The sequence below is a fragment of the Stenotrophomonas sp. YJH_SMC_46 genome, assembly GCF_059370315.1.
This window is the reverse complement of the sequence record NZ_JCAFTO010000002.1, coordinates 300,042-319,365: the sequence shown is the minus strand read 5'-3', so window position 1 is coordinate 319,365 and position 19,324 is coordinate 300,042. Positions and strand designations below refer to the sequence as shown.

At 66.7% G+C, this 19,324-nt stretch carries 22 protein-coding genes and 2 tRNA genes; 12 read left to right on the top strand and 12 right to left on the bottom strand.

Annotated elements, in window-relative coordinates; all coding sequences use genetic code 11:
* Nucleotides 1-89: 89 nt before the first annotated feature.
* The 4 genes from AC5P8C_RS06505 to AC5P8C_RS06490 all read left to right on the top strand — a co-directional run bounded on the left by AC5P8C_RS06505 (nucleotide 90) and on the right by AC5P8C_RS06490 (nucleotide 3,231).
* The gene (locus AC5P8C_RS06505; protein ID WP_495218460.1) at nucleotides 90-1,979 is read left to right on the top strand and encodes an MFS transporter; all 1,890 of its coding nucleotides are present in this window, start codon (nucleotides 90-92) and stop codon (nucleotides 1,977-1,979) included.
* A gap of 182 nt (nucleotides 1,980-2,161) precedes the next feature.
* Entirely contained in the window at nucleotides 2,162-2,449 is a 288-nt protein-coding gene (locus AC5P8C_RS06500) for a CD225/dispanin family protein (protein WP_005419784.1), read from the top strand.
* Between the two features lie 34 nt (nucleotides 2,450-2,483).
* Nucleotides 2,484-2,762 carry a CD225/dispanin family protein gene (locus AC5P8C_RS06495; RefSeq protein WP_019661492.1) on the top strand — a complete coding sequence of 93 codons (279 nt, stop codon included), beginning with the start codon at nucleotides 2,484-2,486 and terminating at the stop codon, nucleotides 2,760-2,762.
* Nucleotides 2,763-2,805: 43 nt separating this feature from the next.
* Nucleotides 2,806-3,231, top strand: coding sequence for a DUF2752 domain-containing protein (locus AC5P8C_RS06490; RefSeq protein WP_019661493.1), 426 nt, complete (start codon nucleotides 2,806-2,808; stop codon nucleotides 3,229-3,231).
* A gap of 516 nt (nucleotides 3,232-3,747) precedes the next feature.
* Here the strand turns inward: AC5P8C_RS06490 and ampE are convergent.
* From ampE to AC5P8C_RS06465, 5 genes are all read right to left on the bottom strand, one after another.
* Entirely contained in the window at nucleotides 3,748-4,635 is an 888-nt protein-coding gene (ampE, locus tag AC5P8C_RS06485) for a regulatory signaling modulator protein AmpE (RefSeq protein ID WP_019661494.1), read from the bottom strand.
* Nucleotides 4,636-4,781: 146 nt separating this feature from the next.
* Nucleotides 4,782-5,687, bottom strand: a complete 906-nt coding sequence (nudC, locus tag AC5P8C_RS06480; RefSeq protein WP_019661495.1) for an NAD(+) diphosphatase — start codon at nucleotides 5,685-5,687, stop codon at nucleotides 4,782-4,784.
* Nucleotides 5,688-5,847: 160 nt separating this feature from the next.
* Nucleotides 5,848-6,240 (bottom strand): iron-sulfur cluster insertion protein ErpA, encoded by a 393-nt coding sequence (gene erpA / locus AC5P8C_RS06475; protein WP_005419789.1) that lies wholly within the window; start codon nucleotides 6,238-6,240, stop codon nucleotides 5,848-5,850.
* A gap of 31 nt (nucleotides 6,241-6,271) precedes the next feature.
* Nucleotides 6,272-6,736, bottom strand: a complete 465-nt coding sequence (locus AC5P8C_RS06470; RefSeq protein ID WP_006398829.1) for a bactofilin family protein — start codon at nucleotides 6,734-6,736, stop codon at nucleotides 6,272-6,274.
* Nucleotides 6,737-6,740: 4 nt separating this feature from the next.
* Nucleotides 6,741-7,484 carry a DUF6776 family protein gene (locus AC5P8C_RS06465; protein ID WP_019661496.1) on the bottom strand — a complete coding sequence of 248 codons (744 nt, stop codon included), beginning with the start codon at nucleotides 7,482-7,484 and terminating at the stop codon, nucleotides 6,741-6,743.
* Between the two features lie 179 nt (nucleotides 7,485-7,663).
* Between AC5P8C_RS06465 and AC5P8C_RS06460 the strand changes: the two genes are divergently transcribed.
* Genes AC5P8C_RS06460 through AC5P8C_RS06450 form a run of 3 tightly spaced genes read left to right on the top strand, consistent with a single transcriptional unit; the run spans nucleotide 7,664 to nucleotide 12,445 of the window.
* Entirely contained in the window at nucleotides 7,664-8,281 is a 618-nt protein-coding gene (locus AC5P8C_RS06460; RefSeq protein WP_019661497.1) for a DUF4126 domain-containing protein, read from the top strand.
* A 44-nt stretch (nucleotides 8,282-8,325) separates the two neighbouring features.
* Nucleotides 8,326-10,212: an EAL domain-containing protein gene (locus AC5P8C_RS06455; protein ID WP_495218459.1), complete on the top strand. Its 1,887-nt coding sequence runs from the start codon at nucleotides 8,326-8,328 to the stop codon at nucleotides 10,210-10,212.
* Between the two features lies 1 nt (nucleotide 10,213).
* Nucleotides 10,214-12,445, top strand: a complete 2,232-nt coding sequence (locus tag AC5P8C_RS06450) for an ATP-binding protein (protein WP_495218458.1) — start codon at nucleotides 10,214-10,216, stop codon at nucleotides 12,443-12,445.
* A 1-nt stretch (nucleotide 12,446) separates the two neighbouring features.
* Here the strand turns inward: AC5P8C_RS06450 and bfr are convergent, their stop codons facing one another.
* The 3 genes from bfr to AC5P8C_RS06435 form a co-directional block, all read right to left on the bottom strand.
* Nucleotides 12,447-12,917 carry a bacterioferritin gene (gene bfr, locus AC5P8C_RS06445; protein WP_005414691.1) on the bottom strand — a complete coding sequence of 157 codons (471 nt, stop codon included), beginning with the start codon at nucleotides 12,915-12,917 and terminating at the stop codon, nucleotides 12,447-12,449.
* 141 nt (nucleotides 12,918-13,058) lie between these two features.
* Nucleotides 13,059-13,268, bottom strand: coding sequence for a (2Fe-2S)-binding protein (locus tag AC5P8C_RS06440; protein WP_019661500.1), 210 nt, complete (start codon nucleotides 13,266-13,268; stop codon nucleotides 13,059-13,061).
* A gap of 108 nt (nucleotides 13,269-13,376) precedes the next feature.
* Nucleotides 13,377-13,997, bottom strand: coding sequence for an RNA pyrophosphohydrolase (locus AC5P8C_RS06435; protein ID WP_019661501.1), 621 nt, complete (start codon nucleotides 13,995-13,997; stop codon nucleotides 13,377-13,379).
* 121 nt (nucleotides 13,998-14,118) lie between these two features.
* Here AC5P8C_RS06435 and AC5P8C_RS06430 point away from each other — a divergent pair.
* Both AC5P8C_RS06430 and AC5P8C_RS06425 read left to right on the top strand, forming a co-directional pair.
* A tRNA-Met gene (locus tag AC5P8C_RS06430) sits at nucleotides 14,119-14,195 on the top strand.
* 55 nt (nucleotides 14,196-14,250) lie between these two features.
* Nucleotides 14,251-14,325, top strand: a tRNA-Gln gene (locus AC5P8C_RS06425).
* Between the two features lie 282 nt (nucleotides 14,326-14,607).
* On the opposite strand, the gene rpsI is transcribed toward AC5P8C_RS06425, so the two are convergent.
* Nucleotides 14,608-15,000 (bottom strand): 30S ribosomal protein S9, encoded by a 393-nt coding sequence (gene rpsI, locus AC5P8C_RS06420; protein WP_019661502.1) that lies wholly within the window; start codon nucleotides 14,998-15,000, stop codon nucleotides 14,608-14,610.
* A 2-nt stretch (nucleotides 15,001-15,002) separates the two neighbouring features.
* Nucleotides 15,003-15,431, bottom strand: a complete 429-nt coding sequence (rplM, locus tag AC5P8C_RS06415) for a 50S ribosomal protein L13 (protein ID WP_005414692.1) — start codon at nucleotides 15,429-15,431, stop codon at nucleotides 15,003-15,005.
* 198 nt (nucleotides 15,432-15,629) lie between these two features.
* On the opposite strand from rplM, the gene coq7 reads away from it, so the two are divergent.
* A complete protein-coding gene (gene coq7 / locus AC5P8C_RS06410; protein ID WP_233653645.1) occupies nucleotides 15,630-16,274 on the top strand; it encodes a 2-polyprenyl-3-methyl-6-methoxy-1,4-benzoquinone monooxygenase in 645 nt (214 codons plus the stop codon).
* Between the two features lie 98 nt (nucleotides 16,275-16,372).
* Here the strand turns inward: coq7 and AC5P8C_RS06405 are convergent, their stop codons facing one another.
* Entirely contained in the window at nucleotides 16,373-16,693 is a 321-nt protein-coding gene (locus tag AC5P8C_RS06405; protein ID WP_005419816.1) for a DMT family transporter, read from the bottom strand.
* Nucleotides 16,694-16,860: 167 nt separating this feature from the next.
* Nucleotides 16,861-17,655 (bottom strand): adenosylmethionine decarboxylase, encoded by a 795-nt coding sequence (speD, locus tag AC5P8C_RS06400; RefSeq protein WP_019661504.1) that lies wholly within the window; start codon nucleotides 17,653-17,655, stop codon nucleotides 16,861-16,863.
* A 149-nt stretch (nucleotides 17,656-17,804) separates the two neighbouring features.
* Between speD and crp the strand changes: the two genes are divergently transcribed.
* On the top strand, nucleotides 17,805-18,494 hold the full coding sequence (gene crp / locus AC5P8C_RS06395; protein ID WP_010482649.1) for a cAMP-activated global transcriptional regulator CRP: 690 nt from the start codon (nucleotides 17,805-17,807) through the stop codon (nucleotides 18,492-18,494).
* 62 nt (nucleotides 18,495-18,556) lie between these two features.
* The gene (locus tag AC5P8C_RS06390; RefSeq protein ID WP_495218457.1) at nucleotides 18,557-19,318 is read left to right on the top strand and encodes a sulfite exporter TauE/SafE family protein; all 762 of its coding nucleotides are present in this window, start codon (nucleotides 18,557-18,559) and stop codon (nucleotides 19,316-19,318) included.
* Nucleotides 19,319-19,324 lie beyond the last annotated feature (6 nt).

Here is a 19,324-nt window from a genome sequence, read left to right as displayed (position 1 = left end):
AAAGTGTGCGGACCAACGGTCCGCACCCACAGGTCCGCACCCACAGCGGATAGGCAGGAATGCTAGGCTGCGCCGGTCAAGGAGGCTCCATGTCCGGTCACAACCAGTTCGCCCTGCTGCGCCAGCGCCGTTTCCTGCCGTTCTTCGTGGTCCAGGCACTCGGCGCGTTCAACGACAACGTGTACCGGCAGGCGATCATCAGCATGTTGCTGTTCATGGCCGTGCCGGAGGAGGAGCTGGGGCTGTACGCCACGCTGGCACCGGCCATCTTCATCCTGCCCTACTTCCTGTTCTCGGCACTGGCCGGGCAGATCGCCGACAAACTTGAGAAATCGCGACTGATCGTGATCACCACCACCATGGAGATCGTGATCATGTCGCTGGCGGCCGCCGGCTTCCTCACCCAGAGCCTGCCGGTGCTGCTGGTGGCCCTGTTCTGCACCGGCATGCAGTCGACCCTGTTCGGCCCGGTGAAGTACTCGGTGCTGCCGTCGGTGCTCAAGCCCGAGGAACTGACCGGCGGCAACGGCCTGGTCGAGATGGGCACCTCGATGTCGATCCTGTCCGGCATGATCGTCGGCGGCCTGGTGTTCACCGTGGCCGGCAGCCACGGCACCGTGGTGGCGGCCTGCGCGATCATCGCGCTGGCGATCTGCGGCAACATCGCCGCGCGCCTGATTCCCAAGGTCGATGCCGGCGACCCGAACCTGAAGATCAACTGGAACCCGCTGCCGGAATCACTGGCGGTGCTGCGCATGGCGCGCCAGCAGAAAGCCGTGCGCAATTCGATCCTGGGCGTGTCCTGGTTCTGGTTCGTCGGCACCGTGCTGACCTCGCAGCTACCGGCCTATGCGGTGACCAACCTGGGCGGTGAGCCAACCCTGTACATCTTTGCGCTGGCCCTGTTCTCGGTTGGCACCGGCATCGGCTCGCTGCTGTGCGAGAAGCTGTCGGCGCGCACGGTGGAAATCGGCCTGGTGCCGCTGGGCGCGTTCGGCATGACCGCGTTCCTGCTCGACCTGTACTTCGCCCGCAGCGGCGAGGCGACCGTGCAGGGGCTGGCCATCGGGCCGTTCCTGCAGCAGCCGGGCAGCAGCCGCATCGTCATCGACCTGGTCGGCATCGGCCTGTTCACCGGCATCTTCGTGGTGCCGCTGTTCGCGCTGATCCAGAGCCGCACGCCGAAGGCGCAGATGTCGCGCGTGTTCGCGGCGCTGAACATCCAGAATTCCGGCTTCATCGTCGCTGCGGCCCTGCTGTCGCTGGCCGCGCACACGCTGCTGCACTGGACCATCCCGCAGCAGTTCCTGGCGCTGGCCATCGCCAACGCGCTGGTGGCGATCTACATCTTCACCATCGTCCCCGAATTCCTGATGCGCTTCCTCAGCTGGCTGATGGTGCGCACGCTGTACCGGCTGCGCCCGCACGGCATCGAGGTCAACGTGCCCGACGAAGGCGCCGCGCTGCTGGTCTGCAACCATGTCAGCTACATGGACGCGCTGATCCTGTCGGCGACGATTCCACGCCCGGTGCGCTTCGTCATGTACTACCGGATCTTCAACATCCCGGTGATGCGCTGGATCTTCCGCACCGCCAAGGCGATCCCGATCGCCGGCGCGCGCGAAGACCCGGCGCTGATGCAGCGCGCGTTCGACGAGATTGACGCCGCGTTGGCCGAAGGTGAGCTGGTCTGCATCTTCCCGGAAGGTGCGCTGACCAGGGATGGTGCGATGGCCCCGTTCAAGTCCGGCGTTGAGAAGATCCTCCAACGGCGGCCGGTGCCGGTGGTGCCGATGGCCCTGCGCGGCATGTGGTCGAGCATGTGGAGCCGGCGCGACAGCCGCCTGGGCCGCATGCGGGTGCCGCGCCGTTTCCGTGCCACCGTCGAAGTGGTCGCGGCGCCGGCCGTGGATGGCCACAGCACCAGCGCCCCGGTGCTGGAGGCCCAGGTGCGGGCACTGCGCGGCGATCACGCCTGACGGAACCGGCCCGCCAGGCGGGCCCGGCGACCTCCCCCACATACGTCACCGTCCAGTGGCGTACGCGACATGTCGTGACTGTAAACGCATACATGCAACGTCGGTTGCGGTAGATTACGCACCCACAGGGGGGAGGTCCGGCCGATACATCACGGCTGGCCACCAAGGAATGGAGTCTTGCTTTGAATCAACCACCACCGCTCAGCCGTCCGGTCTACATCCCCAACCATCTGGTCTGGGCGATCCTGACGACGCTGTTCTGCTGCCTGCCGTTGGGCGTGGTGTCGATCGTCTATGCCTCCCAGGTCGATGGCCGCCGCGCGGCCGGCGACCTGCCGGGGGCCTACAGTGCGTCGCGCAAGGCGGGCTGGTGGGCGGTGGCTTCGGCCGTGGCCCTGCCGGTCCTGTTGCTGTTGTGGTTCGGGCTGTTCGGCGGCTTGGCCGTGCTGGGCGCTCTTTCCGACCAATGATCTACCACCACCACCCATCAAGGAGCTTGAACCCATGAATACCGCCACTCCGCAGGTCCCGAACAACCTGGTCTGGGCGATCCTGACCACCCTGTTCTGCTGCCTGCCGGCCGGCATCGTGTCGATCGTCTATGCCGCCCAGGTCAACGGCAAGCTGGCCGCTGGCGACATTGCCGGCGCCCAGGACTCCGCCGCGAAGGCCAAGAAGTGGGCCATCTGGTCGGCCATCGCCTGGGCCGTCGTGGTCGTGCTGTACGTGCTGTTCTTCGTTGTGCTCGGCGGCATGGGCGCGATGAGCAACAGCGGCTACTGATACGCTTGGACGGATCCGGCGCCTGCGCCGGATCCGTTGTTGCATGTCCGCGCTTCCTGCTCGTTCCCGGTTCGCCCGCTGGGCGCCGCTGCTGGTTTCCGCCGGCCTGGCCGCGGGCGCCACGGTGGTCCTGCGCAACGTCAATCCGTATGTCGCCGGCAATCCCTTGCCGAGCTGCCCGCTCTACGCCCTGACCGGCCTGTACTGCCCGGGCTGTGGCAGCACGCGCTGCCTGTATTCCCTGGTCCACTTCGACCTGCCCGGCGCGATGGCGATGAACCCGCTGCTGGTCATCAGCCTGCCGTTCCTGTTGCTGATGCTGCTGAACATCGCCGGCATCCGCCCACGCCTGCTCGACCCGCTCATGCGGGTGCTGGCCAATCCTGTGTTCTGGCTCTGGGTGCTGCCTGGGTATGCGCTGCTGCGCAACCTGCCGTGGGCACCGTTTACCGCGCTGGCGCCGATCTAGGTTTCCAGCCAACGGCGCAGCCCCTCGTGGTGGGCCGGTATCTGAAGGCAAAAGCGCCGGGGTTGGCCGGGCGGGTGGGCTGCGCAGGGGCCGCTGCAAGTACGTCCATGTAAGCTCGGTCGCCGCATCCATGCGGCTCACGCCCCTGCGCAGCCCACCCGCCCGGCCACGGACAGTTTCCGTGTGCGTCCACCACGGAAAAGAAAGAGAAGATCAAAAGCGGAAGCGGATCGCTTCGCTCTGCATCCACGCATGGCGTGGATCTACCGTGTCGACCAAGGTCGACACCCACCGGCAGTCGCAGTTGACCCACCGTCACCGGGAACTGTCGGGGGTGGGGCGGTGTGGGGCTGCAGGACCGTTGGCGCCATGGATGGCGCCATCGAGCCCCCAGGGAGGGGTTTACGGCGTGTCCTGCAGCCCCACACCGCCCCGCCCAACCCTCAGCAACCCAGAGCCGCTTTGGCTTTGGCGTTGGCCTCTGCAGGTGCAGGGCTGCAAGCCCTGCCAGAACACCTACGTCACCCAGCCTGCAATCACCAGCAACGCGAGGATCGCCAGCCACAGCAGCAGCATCCGCCACACCAGGCTCATCGCATCACGCAGGTCCGGCAGCCGCTGCCACACCGGCAACAGCCCGGCCTCGGTGTAATCGTGCGCATCTTCGCGCAGCTCGGCGTTGACGCTGGCCCGCGCCACCGCGCCCAGGAACCCGATGGTGCCGGCCAGCCGCTCGCCATGCGCCTGGCGCCACGCCTTCCACGCCGTATCGAAGTTGCCCACCAGCGCCATCGAAAACGCCATCAGCTGCGCCACCGGCCACTCGATCCAGCCCAGCAGGCGCTGCGCCAGCGCCAGCGGCTCCACCGGCACGCGGGCACGCATCGGGCTTTCCGCCATCAGCGCCAGCAGCCGGTACCCCAGCGCACCGGCCGGGCCCAGCAGCAGGAACCAGAACAGCACCGCGAACCAGCGCCGCAGCGCGTTGAGCACGGTGGCCTCGACCAGCGACGGCACGTCTTCGCGCAGGCTGCCACCGGCCGCCTGCAGGTTGCGCACGGCGGCCTGACGCGTTGCGGCGTCGTCCGCATCGATGATCGCTTCGATATCACGATCCAGATCACGCGGCCCCCAGCACCAGGCCAGCACCGCCACGCCCAGCATCAGCGACGGCAGCCCGAACAGCACCCCGCGCAGCAGCCATGCCAGCAGCGCCATCAGCAGCAGCGGCGGCAGCAGTGCCAATGCAACACCGGCCGGTCCCTGCCACGCCTTTCCGCCATGCGCGTCCAGCCAGCCCAGCCAGCGCCGGAAGCCGGCGAAACGGCGCAGCGAGGCGGCAGCGGCCGGGGCAACATGGCCCAGGGCCAGTGCCACCAGCACGGCGGCCAGAGTGGTGAACATGGCAGGTCTCCCTACGAAACGGAACGCTCGGCGCCGTTACCTTACCTGTCGCAGCAGCGCCCCTCAGCGGTGAACCGGACTGTAACCCGGGCCGTGTTCAGGTGGCGGCAATACAGCAGCCACAACCGGCCCGGCCGCAGCCCGGTTCAGCCCTGCTGCTCGCGGTACCAGTGTTCGATCAGGCCGCGCGAAATCGAGATCGGCGGCGACAGGCGGATGCCCTGGCCATCGTCGTCCGCATCGCGTGCCAATGCTGCGCCAACCTCATCGGCAGTGAACCAGCGCGCGTCTTCCAGTTCGCCATCCACAGTCGGCAGGTCATCCTGCGCCTGTGCACGGAAACCGATCATCAGCGCGCCGGGGAACGGCCACGGCTGCGAACCGAGGTACTGGCAGGCGGTCACCCGCACCTTGCTCTCCTCGTGCACTTCACGCACCACGGTCTGCTCGAACGTCTCGCCGGGTTCGACGAAGCCGGCCAGCACCGAGTAACGACGCGGGGCCCAGTTCGACTGCCGGCCCAGCAGCAGCCGGCCCTGGTTCTCCACGGCGACGATCACGGCGGGATCGACACGCGGGTAGTGCTCGGTGGAACACTGCGCGCAACGGCCGACGAAGCCGCCTCGGGCAAACGCCACGGCGCCGCCGCACACACCGCAGAAGCGGGTGCGCGAGTGCCAGTAAGACATGCCGCGGGCATAGCTGAAGGCGGTCGCATCGGCCATCGACCACAGCAGCGCGGCCTGGCGCAGGTCGAGGCGACGTGGTGCGGTGACGGTGACGCTGGCGGCTTCAACCGAGAACCATGCTTGTTCCCCGCGCAGGCCGAGGAAGATCGCGGAGCCGGGACCACCCCCGATGTCGGCGCCGGTCAGCGCCAGCGGCTGGTCGTCATCGCCGGTAAAGGCGCTGCCGTCCTGATCGAGCACGAGAATGCGCGCGCCCGGCCACAGGCGCGCCAGTGCATCGGCATCGTCGCGCAGGGCATCGGCGCGCTCCAGCGGTTCGCCAACGAAGGCGAAACCGGAAAGCGGCGAAGAAGTATTGGGCATCCGGCAAGCGTGCCGCCAATCGATGCGGGTGGCAAGGTCGGCGCTGTGCGCAATCTGCTGTTGTGTGCATGGAGGCACAGAGCATCCACGCACGGCGTGGATCTACTGATCCGCTCTGGTGGGTGCCAACCGTGGTTGGCACATCCTGGCCACAGGGCTCTTACATGCTGAAGCTGCTGCCGCAGCCGCAGGTGGTCTTTGCGTTGGGGTTGCGTATCACGAACTGGGCACCGGTCAGGCTCTCGGTGTAATCCACCTCGGCCCCCATCAGGTACTGCAGGCTGAGCGGGTCGACCAGCAGGGTCACCCCGCTGGTCTGTACCGCCAGGTCGTCCTCGGCACGGTTCTCGTCGAACTCGAACCCGTACTGGAAGCCCGAACAGCCACCGCCTTCGATGTACACGCGCAGGGCCAGGTCGGGGTTGCCCTCTTCCTGGATCAGGGATTTGACCTTGGCGGCCGCCGACTCGGTGAAGTTCAGCGGGCGCTCCAGCGATTGGTAATCGGGCGCGGCAACCGGAGTGGCGCCGGGCAGGGAGACTAGCGTGCTCATGATGCCAGCATGGGGGTGCCGGGGATGGCTTTCAAGCCATCGCCTCGGCCAGCTTGCGGCGTGCAGCAGTGTCGCCCTTGCCGCCATTGGCCTCATCGCCTTCCGGCGCCGGCAGGGCCGCCATCGGGGCGCTGGCATGGATCAGGCGGCCGTTCAGCTGGGCGCCCGCATTCATCTCCACCACCTGGTAATGGACGTTGCCATTGACCCGTGCGCTCGGGGTCAGTTCGACCTTCTCGGTGGCGTGTACATCGCCGTCCAGGCGGCCGCTGATGACCACCACCTGCGCGCGGATCTCGCCCTCGATCACGCCGTGCTCGGCGACCGTCAGGGTCGCGCCACTGGCGCCTTCGGCGGCGATCACCTTGCCATGGATGCGGCCTTCCACGTACAGGCCACCACTGAATTCCACATCACCGCGGATCACCACCTGGTTGCCGATCAGGGCATCCACCACCAGCTGGCCTTCACGGTTGGATTTGCTGCTTCCGAACATCTGCCTACTCCCCTTTGGCGGCCGGCGCACCGGCCTGTTTCCAGTCGAATACCTGGGTGGTACCCCCCGTACCACTCCCCAATGTCACCCGCACGCGTTGCGGGGTGAAGTCAGCCGGCAGCATCACGCTGCCGGTGAGCTGCTGGAAGTACCGGAACGAGTAATCCTGTCCCGGTACCTTGCTGCGCTGGTGCAGATCATCCCAGCTGATCGTGGCCAGCTTGCCGTTCCTGACGCCTTCCACGGTGAAGCGCATCTGCCCCTGGCTGATGGCGCCGCGGTTGAGGTTCTGGGTCAGCACAGCGGTGTATTGCCAGGTGCCGGCCGCTTCCGGGCTGAACTCGATCGAATGGGTGTTCAGGCCCTTGCGCTGGCTGGTCGAACCCACCAGGCGCTCATAGAAGGCAACGTCGGCACGCAGGCCGGCGATTTCCTCATCGCGCTCGGCCAGCGAGGACTGCACCTCGGTGTTGGCAGCGCGGCTGATGCGGTCGGAGGCTTCCAGCGTGGCCTGCTTCTGGCGCAGTTCGGTCAGCTGCGCCTGCAGCGTCTCGGCACGCTTCTCGGCGGCCTGCAGGCGCTGGCCCTGGGCATCGCGCGGGGTGGCCATCCAGCAGCCACCGAGCACGGCCAGCACCAGGCTGAGCAGCCAGATGCCGCCGATCACCAGCAGGCGGCGACGGTCGGCAGGCGGTTGCGGCGCGCCGGGCAGGCGGACCTGCACGCGCATGGGAGGACGGTTGGTCATGGGTGGTTTCCGGGGTATCGCAAGGGCGACACCGGTACGGCCCCTGTGGCAAACGACGGGCTAGTGTATGACAGGACGGGTGGGTTTCCTGCGCAGCAGCGAGCCACGCTCTGTGGCGTTCAGGCATGCCATCGTCGATAGTGTGGTCCCCTGCACAGTTCCGTCGCCGGAGCATCGCCATGACCGAAGCCCACCTGTTCGTGATCGGCATCCTGCTGGCCTGGCTGGCCGGCATCCGCGTCTACCTCACCGTGTTCGGTGTCGGCCTGGCCGGCCTGCTCGGCTGGGTCGACCTGCCACCGGCCCTGCAGGCTACTGAATCGTGGTGGGTGCTGGGCACTTCGGCGGCGCTGGCGGTGACCGAATTCTTCGCCGACAAGATTCCCGGCGTGGACTCGGCGTGGGATCTGGTGCAGACCCTGGCACGTGTACCCGCAGGTGCCTTCCTTGCCGCAGCCACGCTGTCGCCGGATGGGCAGCTGGGTACCGGCGCACTTGCTGCCGGTGCCGGTGTCGCGCTGGCCAGCCATGGCCTGAAAGCCGGCACCCGTGCCCTGCTCAATACCTCGCCCGAGCCTGCCAGCAACTGGGTGGCCTCCGCCGCCGAGGACACCGTGGTGGTCGGGGGCCTGGCCCTGGCCCTGGCACACCCGTGGATCGCGCTGATCGTGGTGCTGGCCTGCAGCCTGGCGGGCGCGCTGCTGGTGTGGCTGGTCTGGCGCACCTTGTGGAAGGGCGTGCGCTGGCTGGCACGCAGTGCGTCGCCGGACGGTCCGCGCCAGCCGGGTACCGGTTGAACCTCGGGCTTGTCGCATAATGGACGCGAACACCAGGAGCACCGATGGCCGCAAACGAATCCCCCGCGGGCGCCCGCCCGGGACGCGCTGAATCCCCTCCGGCCGATCATTGGCAACGCTGGGCCGCGGAGCCGGCGAGCGCGGTCGCCGCAGTACCCGCAGTGGTTCCGCCGCTGACCAGCTCCGACATGCCCGCATCGATCGGCAGCGCGCCACCGCCTCTGCCGGGCCCGGCCTTCCTGGCCGAGGCTGGCAACAACGACCAGGCGCCGTTGGCCTCCGATTCGCCCTACCGCGTGCTGATCGTCGAGGACGACCGCGCCCAGGCCCTGTTCGCGCAGAGCGTGCTGCACGGCGCCGGCATGCAGGCGATCGTGCACAGCGACGCCGATGGCGCGCTGCAGGCGATCAAGGAACACCGTCCCGACCTGATCCTGATGGATCTGCACCTGCCCGGACTGGATGGCATGCGGCTGACCGCACTGATCCGCCAGCAGCCCGGCCTGCAGCTGCTGCCGATCGTGTTCCTCAGCGGCGATCCGGATCCAGAGCGCCAGTTCGAAGTGCTCGACAGCGGCGCCGACGATTACCTGAGCAAGCCGATCCGGCCGCGCCACCTGATCGCCGCCGTGGCCAACCGCATCCGTCGCGCACGTGCGCAGGCAGCAACCCTGCCCGGTGCAACCGGCGCACCGGCCACCAGCAATCCGGAAACCGGCCTGCCGACGCGTCACCACGTGCTGCAGCAGCTCAATGCCGCCCTCGCCCATCGCGACCGGGGTGGCGTGTTCTTCGTTGAAGTGGCCAGCGCGCTGGGCCTGCGCGAACGCTATGGCTACGCCGCCTTCGAGCGCCTGATGGTGCAGGCCGGGCAGCGCCTGGCCGAGGCCGGCCATCCGCACCTGCTGGCACGCCTGAACGACAACAGCTTCCTGCTGCTGGCCCGCAATACTGATGAAGACAGCCTGGAAAGCATCGCCGCGACCCTGCGTGAGCAGCTCTCGGCGCGCGCCTTCGTGATCCGCGACGATGAATCGGTGCACCTGCGCGGCGTGGTGGGTTACGCGCCGCTGTCGCCGGGCTTCGACGATGCCAACGCTGCACTGGAAGCGGTCGAGCGCACCACCCTGCAGGCACGCCTGCTCAGCGCCGGCGTGGCGGGCCACGTGCACCGCCAGGCCGTCACCGAACAGGAACACCTGGCACTGCTGGAAGGCCAGCTGGAGCTGGCCTATCAGCCGATCGTCGCCGTCGCCGGTGGCAACACCGCGCAGTACCAGCTGCTGCTGCGCCTGCGCCAGGCCGATGGCACGGTGCTGGCGGCCGGCCAGGTGATTCCCGCCGCCGAGGCGGCAGGGCGCATCGCCGACCTCGACCAGCAGGTGATGGACCATGCGCTGGGCCTGCTGGACCTGTACCGGCACGCAACGCAGCCGCTGAACCTGTTCGTCTCGCAGTCGCTGCGCACGCTGCAGCGCGATGCCTTTGGCGACTGGCTGCTGGAATCACTGCAGCAGCGTGACCTGCCCGGCAGTGCGCTGGTGATCGACGTGCGCCTGCCCGACGCGCTGATCCACACCGTGCCGCTGCAGCAGTTCTGCCAGCGCATGGCCGGCGCCGGCGTGCGCTTCTGCCTGAGCCAGTTCGAGCCCAGCGGCGAAGCCGATGCACTGCTGACCCAGCTGCCGCTGTCGTTCGTGCGCATGGCCGCGCGCTTCTCCAGCAGCCATTCCAACCCAGCCACGCGCGAGGAACTGCGCAAGGCGATCGAACAGGCGCATGCGGCCGGGCTGCAGATCATCGGCCAGCAGATCGAAGACCCGCAGGCCGCGGCCGCGATGTGGGTCGGCGGCGTCGATTACATCCAGGGCAACATGGTGCAGTCGGCCGGCAGCGACCTGAACTTCGACTTCCACAACGCGGTGCTCTGACGTGCCGCTGTGGGGCGTGCTGCTGGTTGCCCTTGCCGCGGCCGCCATGGCGCTGCTGTTGGGCCTGCGCCTGCGCACGCGCAGCCGGGCACTGGCCCGGCTGCAGCGCGAGCACAGCGCGCTGGCCGCCGACCGCGACCAGCTGCGCCATACCACCGAACGCCAGGGCCAGCTGGAACAGCAGCTGCTGCAGGCCAAGCAGGCCGCCGAAGCGGCCGTGCTGGCCAAGGGCGAGTTCCTGGCCACGATGAGCCACGAGATCCGCACCCCGCTCAACGGCATCCTGCCGATGCTGGAGCTGATCGCGCGCGGGCCGCTGGGCGAGGACCAGCGGCAGATGCTGGCCACCGCTTCGGCCAGTTCACAGCAGCTGCTGCGCATCGTCGACGACATCCTCGACTACTCCCGGCTGGAAGCACAGGCGCTGGAACTGGAGATCACCAGCTTCAACCTGCGCGACCTGCTCGATGGCGTGGTGCAGCTGATGCAGCGCGCCGCCGACGCCAAGGGCCTGTCCCTGACCCTGCAGCTTGACCCGTCGGTGCGCCTGCCGGTGCGCGGCGACCCGGTACGCCTGCGCCAGGTGCTGAGCAATCTTCTGGCCAATGCCATCAAGTTCACCGCGCGCGGCCAGGTACAACTGCGCGTGCAGCGGCTGGGCGAAGGCGCGGCCCAGCACCAGCTGCGCTTCGAGATCATCGACACCGGCATCGGCATCGATGGGGCACTGCAGGCACGCCTGTTCCAGTCCTTCAGCCAGGCCGATGCCTCGACCACGCGCATCTACGGCGGCACCGGCCTGGGCCTGGCCATCTGCAGGCGCATCATCGACCTGATGCACGGGCAGATCGGCGTGCAGTCCACGCCCGGCCAGGGTGCTACGTTCTGGTTCGAGATTCCACTGCTGAAGGTGCCCGGCGACCTGCCGGCGATGGCCCGCGCGCCGACAGCGCTGCTGCTGTTCAGTGCCGATGCAATGCTGCAGAAACGCATCGAGCGCATCGCCGCCCACCATGGGCTGCAGGTGCAGATGCTGAGCCAGCTGGACGCCGTGGTCGAACAGCTGCGCACCGCGCCGCAACCCGGGCAACCGGCACCGGCGTGGCTGCTGGTCGATGCACGCGCGCGGCGCAGCGGCGAGGCGATGCTGCAGCAGGCACTGGCCGAGCGCGGTGACGACGACGCACTGCAGGTGCTCTGGCTGCAGGATGACGCACCAGCGCAACAACCGCGCCAGCGCCAGCTGCCCACGCACTTCGACGATGCCGCACTGCATGCACTCCTGGCCGCACCTGTCACGCCTGCCCGTCCTGCCGCCCTGCTTTCCAGTGCCGGAGATGGGGTACCCGCGCCGGTGCTGCCGCCACTGCACCTGCGCGTGCTGCTGGTGGAAGACAATACGGTCAACCGGATGGTGGCCGAGCAGCTGCTCCGCGTATTCCAGTGCGAGGTGCGCAACGCCGTCGATGGCGAGCAGGCATTGGCCGCTCTTCGCGAAGGCGGCGTGGACATCGTGCTGATGGATTGCCAGATGCCGGTGCTGGACGGCTACGCCGCCACGCGCCACTGGCGTGCGGAAGAAGCGGAAACCGGGCGAGCGCGCCTGCCGATCATCGCGATGACCGCCAATGCCATGGCCGGCGACCGCGAGCGCTGCCTGCAGGCTGGCATGGACGATTACCTGTCCAAGCCGATCGCCCGCGCCACGCTGCATGCGCTGTTGAAGCGCTGGGGTAGCGGTAAAGCCGCATCACCTGCACGGCCTTCTGCAGAGCCGAGCATGGCTCGGCTGACGGCCAACAGCAGTAGGGCTCCATCAGCCGAGCATGGCTCGGCTCTGCAGGACGATGACAGCCGAGTGGGCTCCAAGCCACAACCGGTACTCGACCGCGATGTGCTGGACGAACTGCACGCGGTGATCGGCGACGCCGCCATCCAGATCGTGTCGGTCTTTCTTGACGATGCGCCAGCGATGGTGCAGCAGCTGCAGCAGGCCGCGCAGAGCGGCGACGAGCCCCGCCTGCAGGCGGTCGCGCACAGCCTGAAATCGTCGAGTGCGAACGTGGGAGCCCTGTCGCTGTCGGCGGTCGCGCAGCGCATCGAACGCGAGGCCCGTGGTGGCAGCCTGCAGCGCCCCGCGGTGGCGGTCGCGCTGCTGGTTGCCGAATTCGCCCGGGCACGTGTGGCGCTGACGGGCTACCTGGCGCAACATCGTGCCGGCCAGGACAGCTGACTCACTCTTCCAGCTTGCTCAGCAGGTACTTGGGCTCGCCGATGCGCTCGATCAGGTCGAGCTGGGTTTCCAGCCAGTCGATGTGTTCTTCTTCCGAATCGAGAATCTTCACGAACAGCTGGCGGCTGACATAGTCGCCGACCGAATCGGCATAGGCGACGGCCTCGCGCAGGGTGACCACGCCGTCGCGCTCCAGCGACAGGTCGCACTGCAGGATCTCGGTCGGGTTCTCGCCGATGCGCAGCTTGCCCAGCGCCTGGAAGTTCGGCAGGCCTTCGAGGAACAGGATGCGGTCGGCGAGCATGTCGGCATGCTTCATCTCGTCGATCGATTCCTTGTACTCGTGCTCGGCCAGTTCCTTGATGCCCCAGTTCTTCAGCATCTTGGCGTGCAGGAAGTACTGGTTGATCGCGGTCAACTCGTTGTAGAGGACCTTGTTGAGGAATTCGATGACCTTGGTGTCGCCCTTCATGGGATGCTCCTGCACGCTGAAAACGCAGGCACTTTAACGCCTTGCCTGCGGCCGTGAAGGAACGCGAATCGTGCGCATTGGCCTGTGCGGCCGCGCGTGAAGGATGCGAAAGCGCGGCGTCAATGCGCCGCGAAGAAACGATCAGGCAACCTGGGCCAGGCCCAATACCGGCAGCGGCAGATCGTGGGTCGCACGCGCCTTGGCCAAGAGGTCCGCGGCCATGTCCAGGCAGGAACCGCAGGTCGCACCACAGCCGGTCCGCATGGTCAGTTCGGCCACCGTGCTGACACCATGGCTGGCGGCTTCGCGGATCTGGTGGTCGGTGACTCCGTTGCAGATGCAGACGTACACAGGCGGGAACCGGGCTGACAGGCCAGGAGCGGCCTGGTGGCTATTCCAATGGAAACGAGAATGGTTGTCAATCAGAGACCTGAACCATTCTCGATACCGTTCAGCCCGTCAGCTGGCTGGGCCATCACCCGTGGCCTTCTTCGGCCAGTAGCCGCGCGTCCGCGGGCGCTTGCGCGGGCGGTCGTGGCCGGCCGTGTGGCCGGGCATCCAAGCCTCGGCGGCGCTCTTGGGCATGGCGGTTACGCCCTGCCCGGCGACCCCGCGCGCCAAAGGCGCCAGATGACGCAGTGCGCGCGCATAGACGCCGCGCTTGAACACCACCACATGCTCCACCGGGTACCAGAAATCGACCCAGCGCCAATGATCGAACTCGGGCGAGTCAGTGTGGTCCAGCTTCACATGGGATTCGTCGCCGGTCAGGCGCAGCAGGAACCAGACCTGCTTCTGGCCGATGCAGACCTGCCGCTCGTTGCGGCGGATGGCCCGCGCCGGCAGCTTGTAGCGCAGCCAACCGGGCGTGGCCCCGAGCACTTCCACATGCTCAGGCAGCAGGCCGGTTTCTTCCTGCAGTTCACGATACATGGCCTCGACGGGCGTCTCATCGGTGTTCATGCCCCCTTGCGGGAACTGCCAACCATCCCGGCGCACGCGTCGTGCCCAGAACACCTGGCCGTCCTGCCGCATCAGCACAATGCCGACGTTCGGTCGATAGCCGTCCGGATCGATCACGATGCGGACTCCTAAGAAAATCTACTGCCCGGGACTATCCCACGCCCTCTGTCGGCCCACAAGCACGGCACAAAAGTGTTGACAGGGACGGTACACATCCGCAGAATAGCGGGCTCACCAAGGCTATGTAGCTCAGCCGGTTAGAGCACAGCACTCATAATGCTGGGGTCGGTGGTTCGAGTCCACCCATAGCCACCACACTGAAAATGAAGTTGTTTTTCAGCGTGAAAAGTGAGAAAATCGTTGTACGTTTTGCCCCGTCGCCAAGCGGTAAGGCACCTGACTCTGACTCAGGCATTCGGTGGTTCGAATCCATCCGGGGCAGCCAAATTAAAAGCAAAAGGCCAGATCGAAAGATCTGGCCTTTTGCTTTTAATTTGGTCGCGCATTCCACCTTATCCCCGCGCCTGTCGGCGCACCCCCTTGAACAACAAGGGGGCTCTTCTCCAGAGAGAGGCCCGGGGTCGGACATGCAAAAAGACGGGTAGTGCCGGCCGCTGGCCGGCAACCACGAAATGCCTGACTCCAAAACGACAAAAGCCCGGCCGAAGCCGGGCTTTTGCTTTTCCATCCAGCGGGCCCCCGAAGGAGCCCAACCAGGCGCAGCAGATCAGCGCTTGGAGAACTGGGTGGCGCGGCGGGCCTTGTGCAGACCGACCTTCTTACGCTCGACTTCGCGGGCGTCGCGGGTCATGAAGCCAGCCTTGCGCAGCTCGGACTTCAGGCTTTCGTCGTACTCGACCAGCGCACGGGCGATACCCAGACGGATCGCACCGGCCTGGCCGGTGGTGCCGCCGCCAGCGGCGGTGACCAGGATGTCGAAGCTTTCGGTGTTCTTGGTCAGCTCGAGCGGCTGGCGCACGATCATGCGCGCGGTCTCACGACCGAAGAACTCGTCCAGCGGACGACCATTGACGGTGATGTTGCCCGAACCCTTGCGCAGGAACACGCGAGCGGTGGAGGACTTGCGGCGGCCAGTGCCGTAGTTTTGAGTGATAGCCATGATTAGATATCCAGAACCTGCGGCTGCTGTGCGGCGTGCGGATGCTCAGTGCCGGCGTAGACCTTGAGCTTGCGGTACATCTGGCGACCCAGCGGGCCCTTCGGCAGCATGCCCTTGACGGCGATCTCGATCACGCGCTCCGGGTGGCGCTCCAGCGCCTGGGCCAGGGACTCGGTCTTCAGGTTGCCGATGTAACCGGTGAAACGGTGATACATCTTGTCCTGCAGCTTCTTGCCGGTGACGGCAATCTTTTCTGCATTGATGACGACCAGGTAGTCGCCGGTATCAACGTGCGGGGTGTAGACCGGCTTGTGCTTGCCACGCAGACGGCGGGCCAGCTCGGTGGCGAGACGGCCCAGGGTCTTGCCCTCGGCGTCGACGAGGTACCAGTCGCGCTGGACGGTCTCGTTCTTGGCAGTGAAAGTGCTCATGAAGAACTCTAGGTTAGGTCGGGCTCATTGCGGCGAAAGGCTCGCCGGAACTCTGCCACGCGTTGTGAAAAGGTGAAGCGCAAGAGGCGGGATTGTACTGGCCTTGCCAGCCAATTGCAAGTGGACCGTCAGGCCGGGTTGGCACGGACGCAGGGCCGGGCGAGAATCGGGGGGACTTCCGCCCCACCGCGTACTGCCATGACCGTGCTCCGCCAGACCACCCCGCTGGACCACCTGCTGACCGAGGCGCAGCGCGCCCTGGACACGGTGTTCGGCAACCCACCGGCGGCCCGCCCCTACCCGGCTGCGGAGACCGACGAGCCCGGCATGGGCAGCGCCGAGCGCCGCCATGCAGCCGGCCTGATGCGGATCAACCACGTCGGCGAAGTCTGTGCGCAGGGCCTGTATTTCGGCCAGGCCGCCGTGGCCCGCGACCCGGCCACGCGTGAACACCTGCTGGAAGCGGCCCAGGAAGAGACCGACCATCTGGCCTGGTGTGCCACCCGGCTGGCCGAACTGGACAGCCGTCCCAGCCTGTTCAACCCCCTGTGGTACGCCGGCAGCTACACGATCGGGACCCTGGCCGGGCTGCGCGGCGACGGATGGAACCTGGGCTTCGTGGTCGAGACCGAGCGCCAGGTGGAAGCCCATCTGGACGAGCACCTGGTCAATCTGCCGCCCGGCGATCTGCGCAGCCGCGCGGTCATCCAGGTGATGAAGGTGGACGAGGCCCGCCATGCCGAGCACGCCGAGCAGGCCGGCGCACGCCGCCTTCCGTTCCCGATTCCGGGCGCGATGGCACTGGCCTCCAGGGTGATGAAGACCATCGCCTACCGCATTTGAAGGGTCGCCCGCACCAACGGTGCGGGCCTACCAGGAGGTGCGGGGGGGGCCGACGGTGGAGGCCGACGGTGGGGCCCGACCGTTGGTCGGGCCATCAATCAGTTCGGCGAGACCAGCTTCAGGCCGATCACGCCGGCCACGATCAGGCCCACGCAGGCCAGGCGCGCCGGCGATGCGCTGTCGTTGAACAGGTAGATGCCCAGCACCGCCACACCCATGGCACCGATGCCGGTCCAGATCGCATAGGCCGTGCCGACCGGGATGCTCTTCATCGCCTGGCTCATCAGGTACAGGCTGATCAGGGCGGAGACCACCGTAGCAACGGTGGGCAAGGGTTTGCTGAAGCCTTCCGAGTACTTCATTCCGAGGGCGAAACCGATCTCGAACAGGCCGGCCAGCAGCAGGTAGATCCAGGGCATGGGTGGGGGCTCCTTACCTTTTTGGGAAAAAACGAAACGGCCCGGTGTTTTCACACCGGGCCGTGGGTCGGTACATCACCATGGAGCCAATCGCGCGTGCGACGCCAGTTCCACGGGGCGGGTCGTCCCGCCTGGGTGGCGATGCCTGCGGGCATCGCACATGGTGCTTACTCGGACAGGTTCCGGCCGTGGAACAACTCTTCGATCTCGCGCTTGAGCAGCGCCTCGATCTTCATGCGCTCCTTGAACGACAGGTTCCTGGCCTTTTCCTCGAACAGGTACTGGTCCAGGTCGAAGTCCTTCAGGTGCATCTTCGTGTGGAAGATGTTTTCCTGGTAGACGTTGACGTCGAACATCTCGTAACGCGACTTGATGTTCTTGGCCAGGAAGTTCTGGATCGAGTTGATCTTGTGGTCGATGAAGTGCTTCTTGCCCTTCACATCACGGGTGAAGCCACGGACGCGGTAGTCCATGATCACGATGTCCGATTCCAGGCTCTCGATCAGGTAGTTCAGGGCCTTCAGCGGGGAAATGACGCCACAGGTGGCCACGTCGATGTCCGCGCGGAACGTCGCGATACCTTCCTGCGGATGGGTCTCCGGGTAGGTATGGACCGTGATGTGGCTCTTGTCCATGTGCGCGACCACGGCGTCGGAGATCAGCTCCTTGCCGGCCAGCTTCTTGTCGATCACCGGTTCTTCGGAGATCAGGATGGTCACCGAGGCACCCTGCGGGTCGTAGTCCTGGCGGGCCACGTTCAGGATGTTGGCGCCGATGATCTCGGCGACATCGGTCAAGATCTGAGTCAGCCTGTCGGCGTTGTACTCTTCATCGATGTATTCAATGTAACGCTGACGCTCCTCTTCGGTGCGCGCGTAACACACGTCATAGATGTTGAAGCTCAGCGCCTTGGTGAGGTTGTTGAAACCCTGCAGCCTCAGGCGAGGCAACGGCTTGACCACGGCGGTCGATTCCTGTGTAAGAAGGGAAAGGGGGAATTATGGGGCAAACTGCCCCCGGGGGGAACGTGAAGAGCGCTCACATCTGGCACACTGTTTGCCCTTAACAATTGCGCTGGTTAAGCTCCGCTATCGACCCCGTGAATCCGTTCATGCGCAGAGGGAGCGCTCCTATCGTGTCAACCGTGCGCCTAGCTAGCAGTCCACTGGCCCTGGATATCGCCACAATCGATCGTTTCCTGGCGCACAGCCACAGGCGGCGATACCCCACCCGTACCGACGTCTTCCGGCCCGGGGACCCGGCGGGAACCCTGTATTACGTCATCAGCGGCTCGGTTTCGATCATGGCCGAGGAAGATGACGATCGCGAGCTGGTGCTGGGCTACTTTGGTGCCGGCGAATTCGTCGGCGAGATGGGCCTGTTCGTCGAATCGGACCGCCGCGAGGTGATCCTGCGGACCCGTACCGCCTGCGAGCTGGCTGAAATCAGCTACGAGCGCCTGCATCAGCTGTTCCTCGGCCCGCTGTCGGCCGATGCCCCGCGCCTGCTGTATGCGCTGGGCCAGCAGATTTCCAAGCGCCTGCTCGACACCAGCCGCAAGGCCAGCCGCCTGGCGTTCCTGGACGTGACCGACCGGATCGTGCGCACCCTGCACGACCTGGCGCAGGAACCGGAGGCGATGAGCCATCCGCAAGGCAGCCAGCTGCGTGTATCGCGGCAGGAGCTGGCGCGCCTGGTCGGCTGCTCGCGCGAGATGGCCGGCCGCGTGCTGAAGAAACTGCAGACCGACGGCCTGCTGCATGCCCGCGGCAAGACCGTGGTGCTGTACGGCACCCGTTGACCGTTGAGCACCCGGTGGGTGCGGACCTTGGTCCGCACTCCCTGGCGCGCTAGGCTCGGTGCATGGAGCTGAGCAGCGAATTCTGGTGGTTCATCCTCATCGGCCTGGGCGCACAGCTGGTCGACGGCGCGCTGGGCATGGCGTTCGGCCTGGTGTCCTCGTCGGTGATGCTGAGCATGGGCCTGCCGCCGGCGCAGGTCAGCGCCAGCATCCACACCGCTGAAGTGTTCACCACGGGCGCCTCGGGGGTGTCGCACCTCGCAGCCGGAAATGTCGATAAGCGCCTGTTCCTGCGCCTGGCCCTGCCCGGCGCAGTGGGCGGCGCCCTGGGCGCGTACGTGCTCACGCAGCTCCCGGGCGAGATCATCCGGCCACTGATCTACCTGTACCTGCTGGTGCTGGCGATCATCATCCTGGCCCGCGCCGCTGGGCGCTGGATGCCCAAGGGCGAGATCCGCCGGGTGCCGGTGCTGGGCTTCTTCGCCGGCCTGCTCGACGCCAGCGGCGGCGGTGGCTGGGGGCCCATCGCCACGTCCACCCTGCTCGCCCGCGGCGGCCAGGCGCGCACCACCATCGGAACAGTCAACGCAGCCGAGTTCGTGGTCACGTTGACGGTGTCAGCGACCTTCCTGTTGTCGATGGGCGTGCAGCACCTGCAGATCGTCGCCGGCCTGCTGATCGGCGGCATGATGGCCGCGCCGGTGGCGGCGATCCTGGTCAAGCGGGTGAAGGAGCGCTGGGTGCTGGTGGCCGTGGGCGTGCTGGTGCTGGGCATCAGCCTGTTCCAGATCGGCCACGCGGTGTACGGGCACCTGTATCGCTGAGGCATT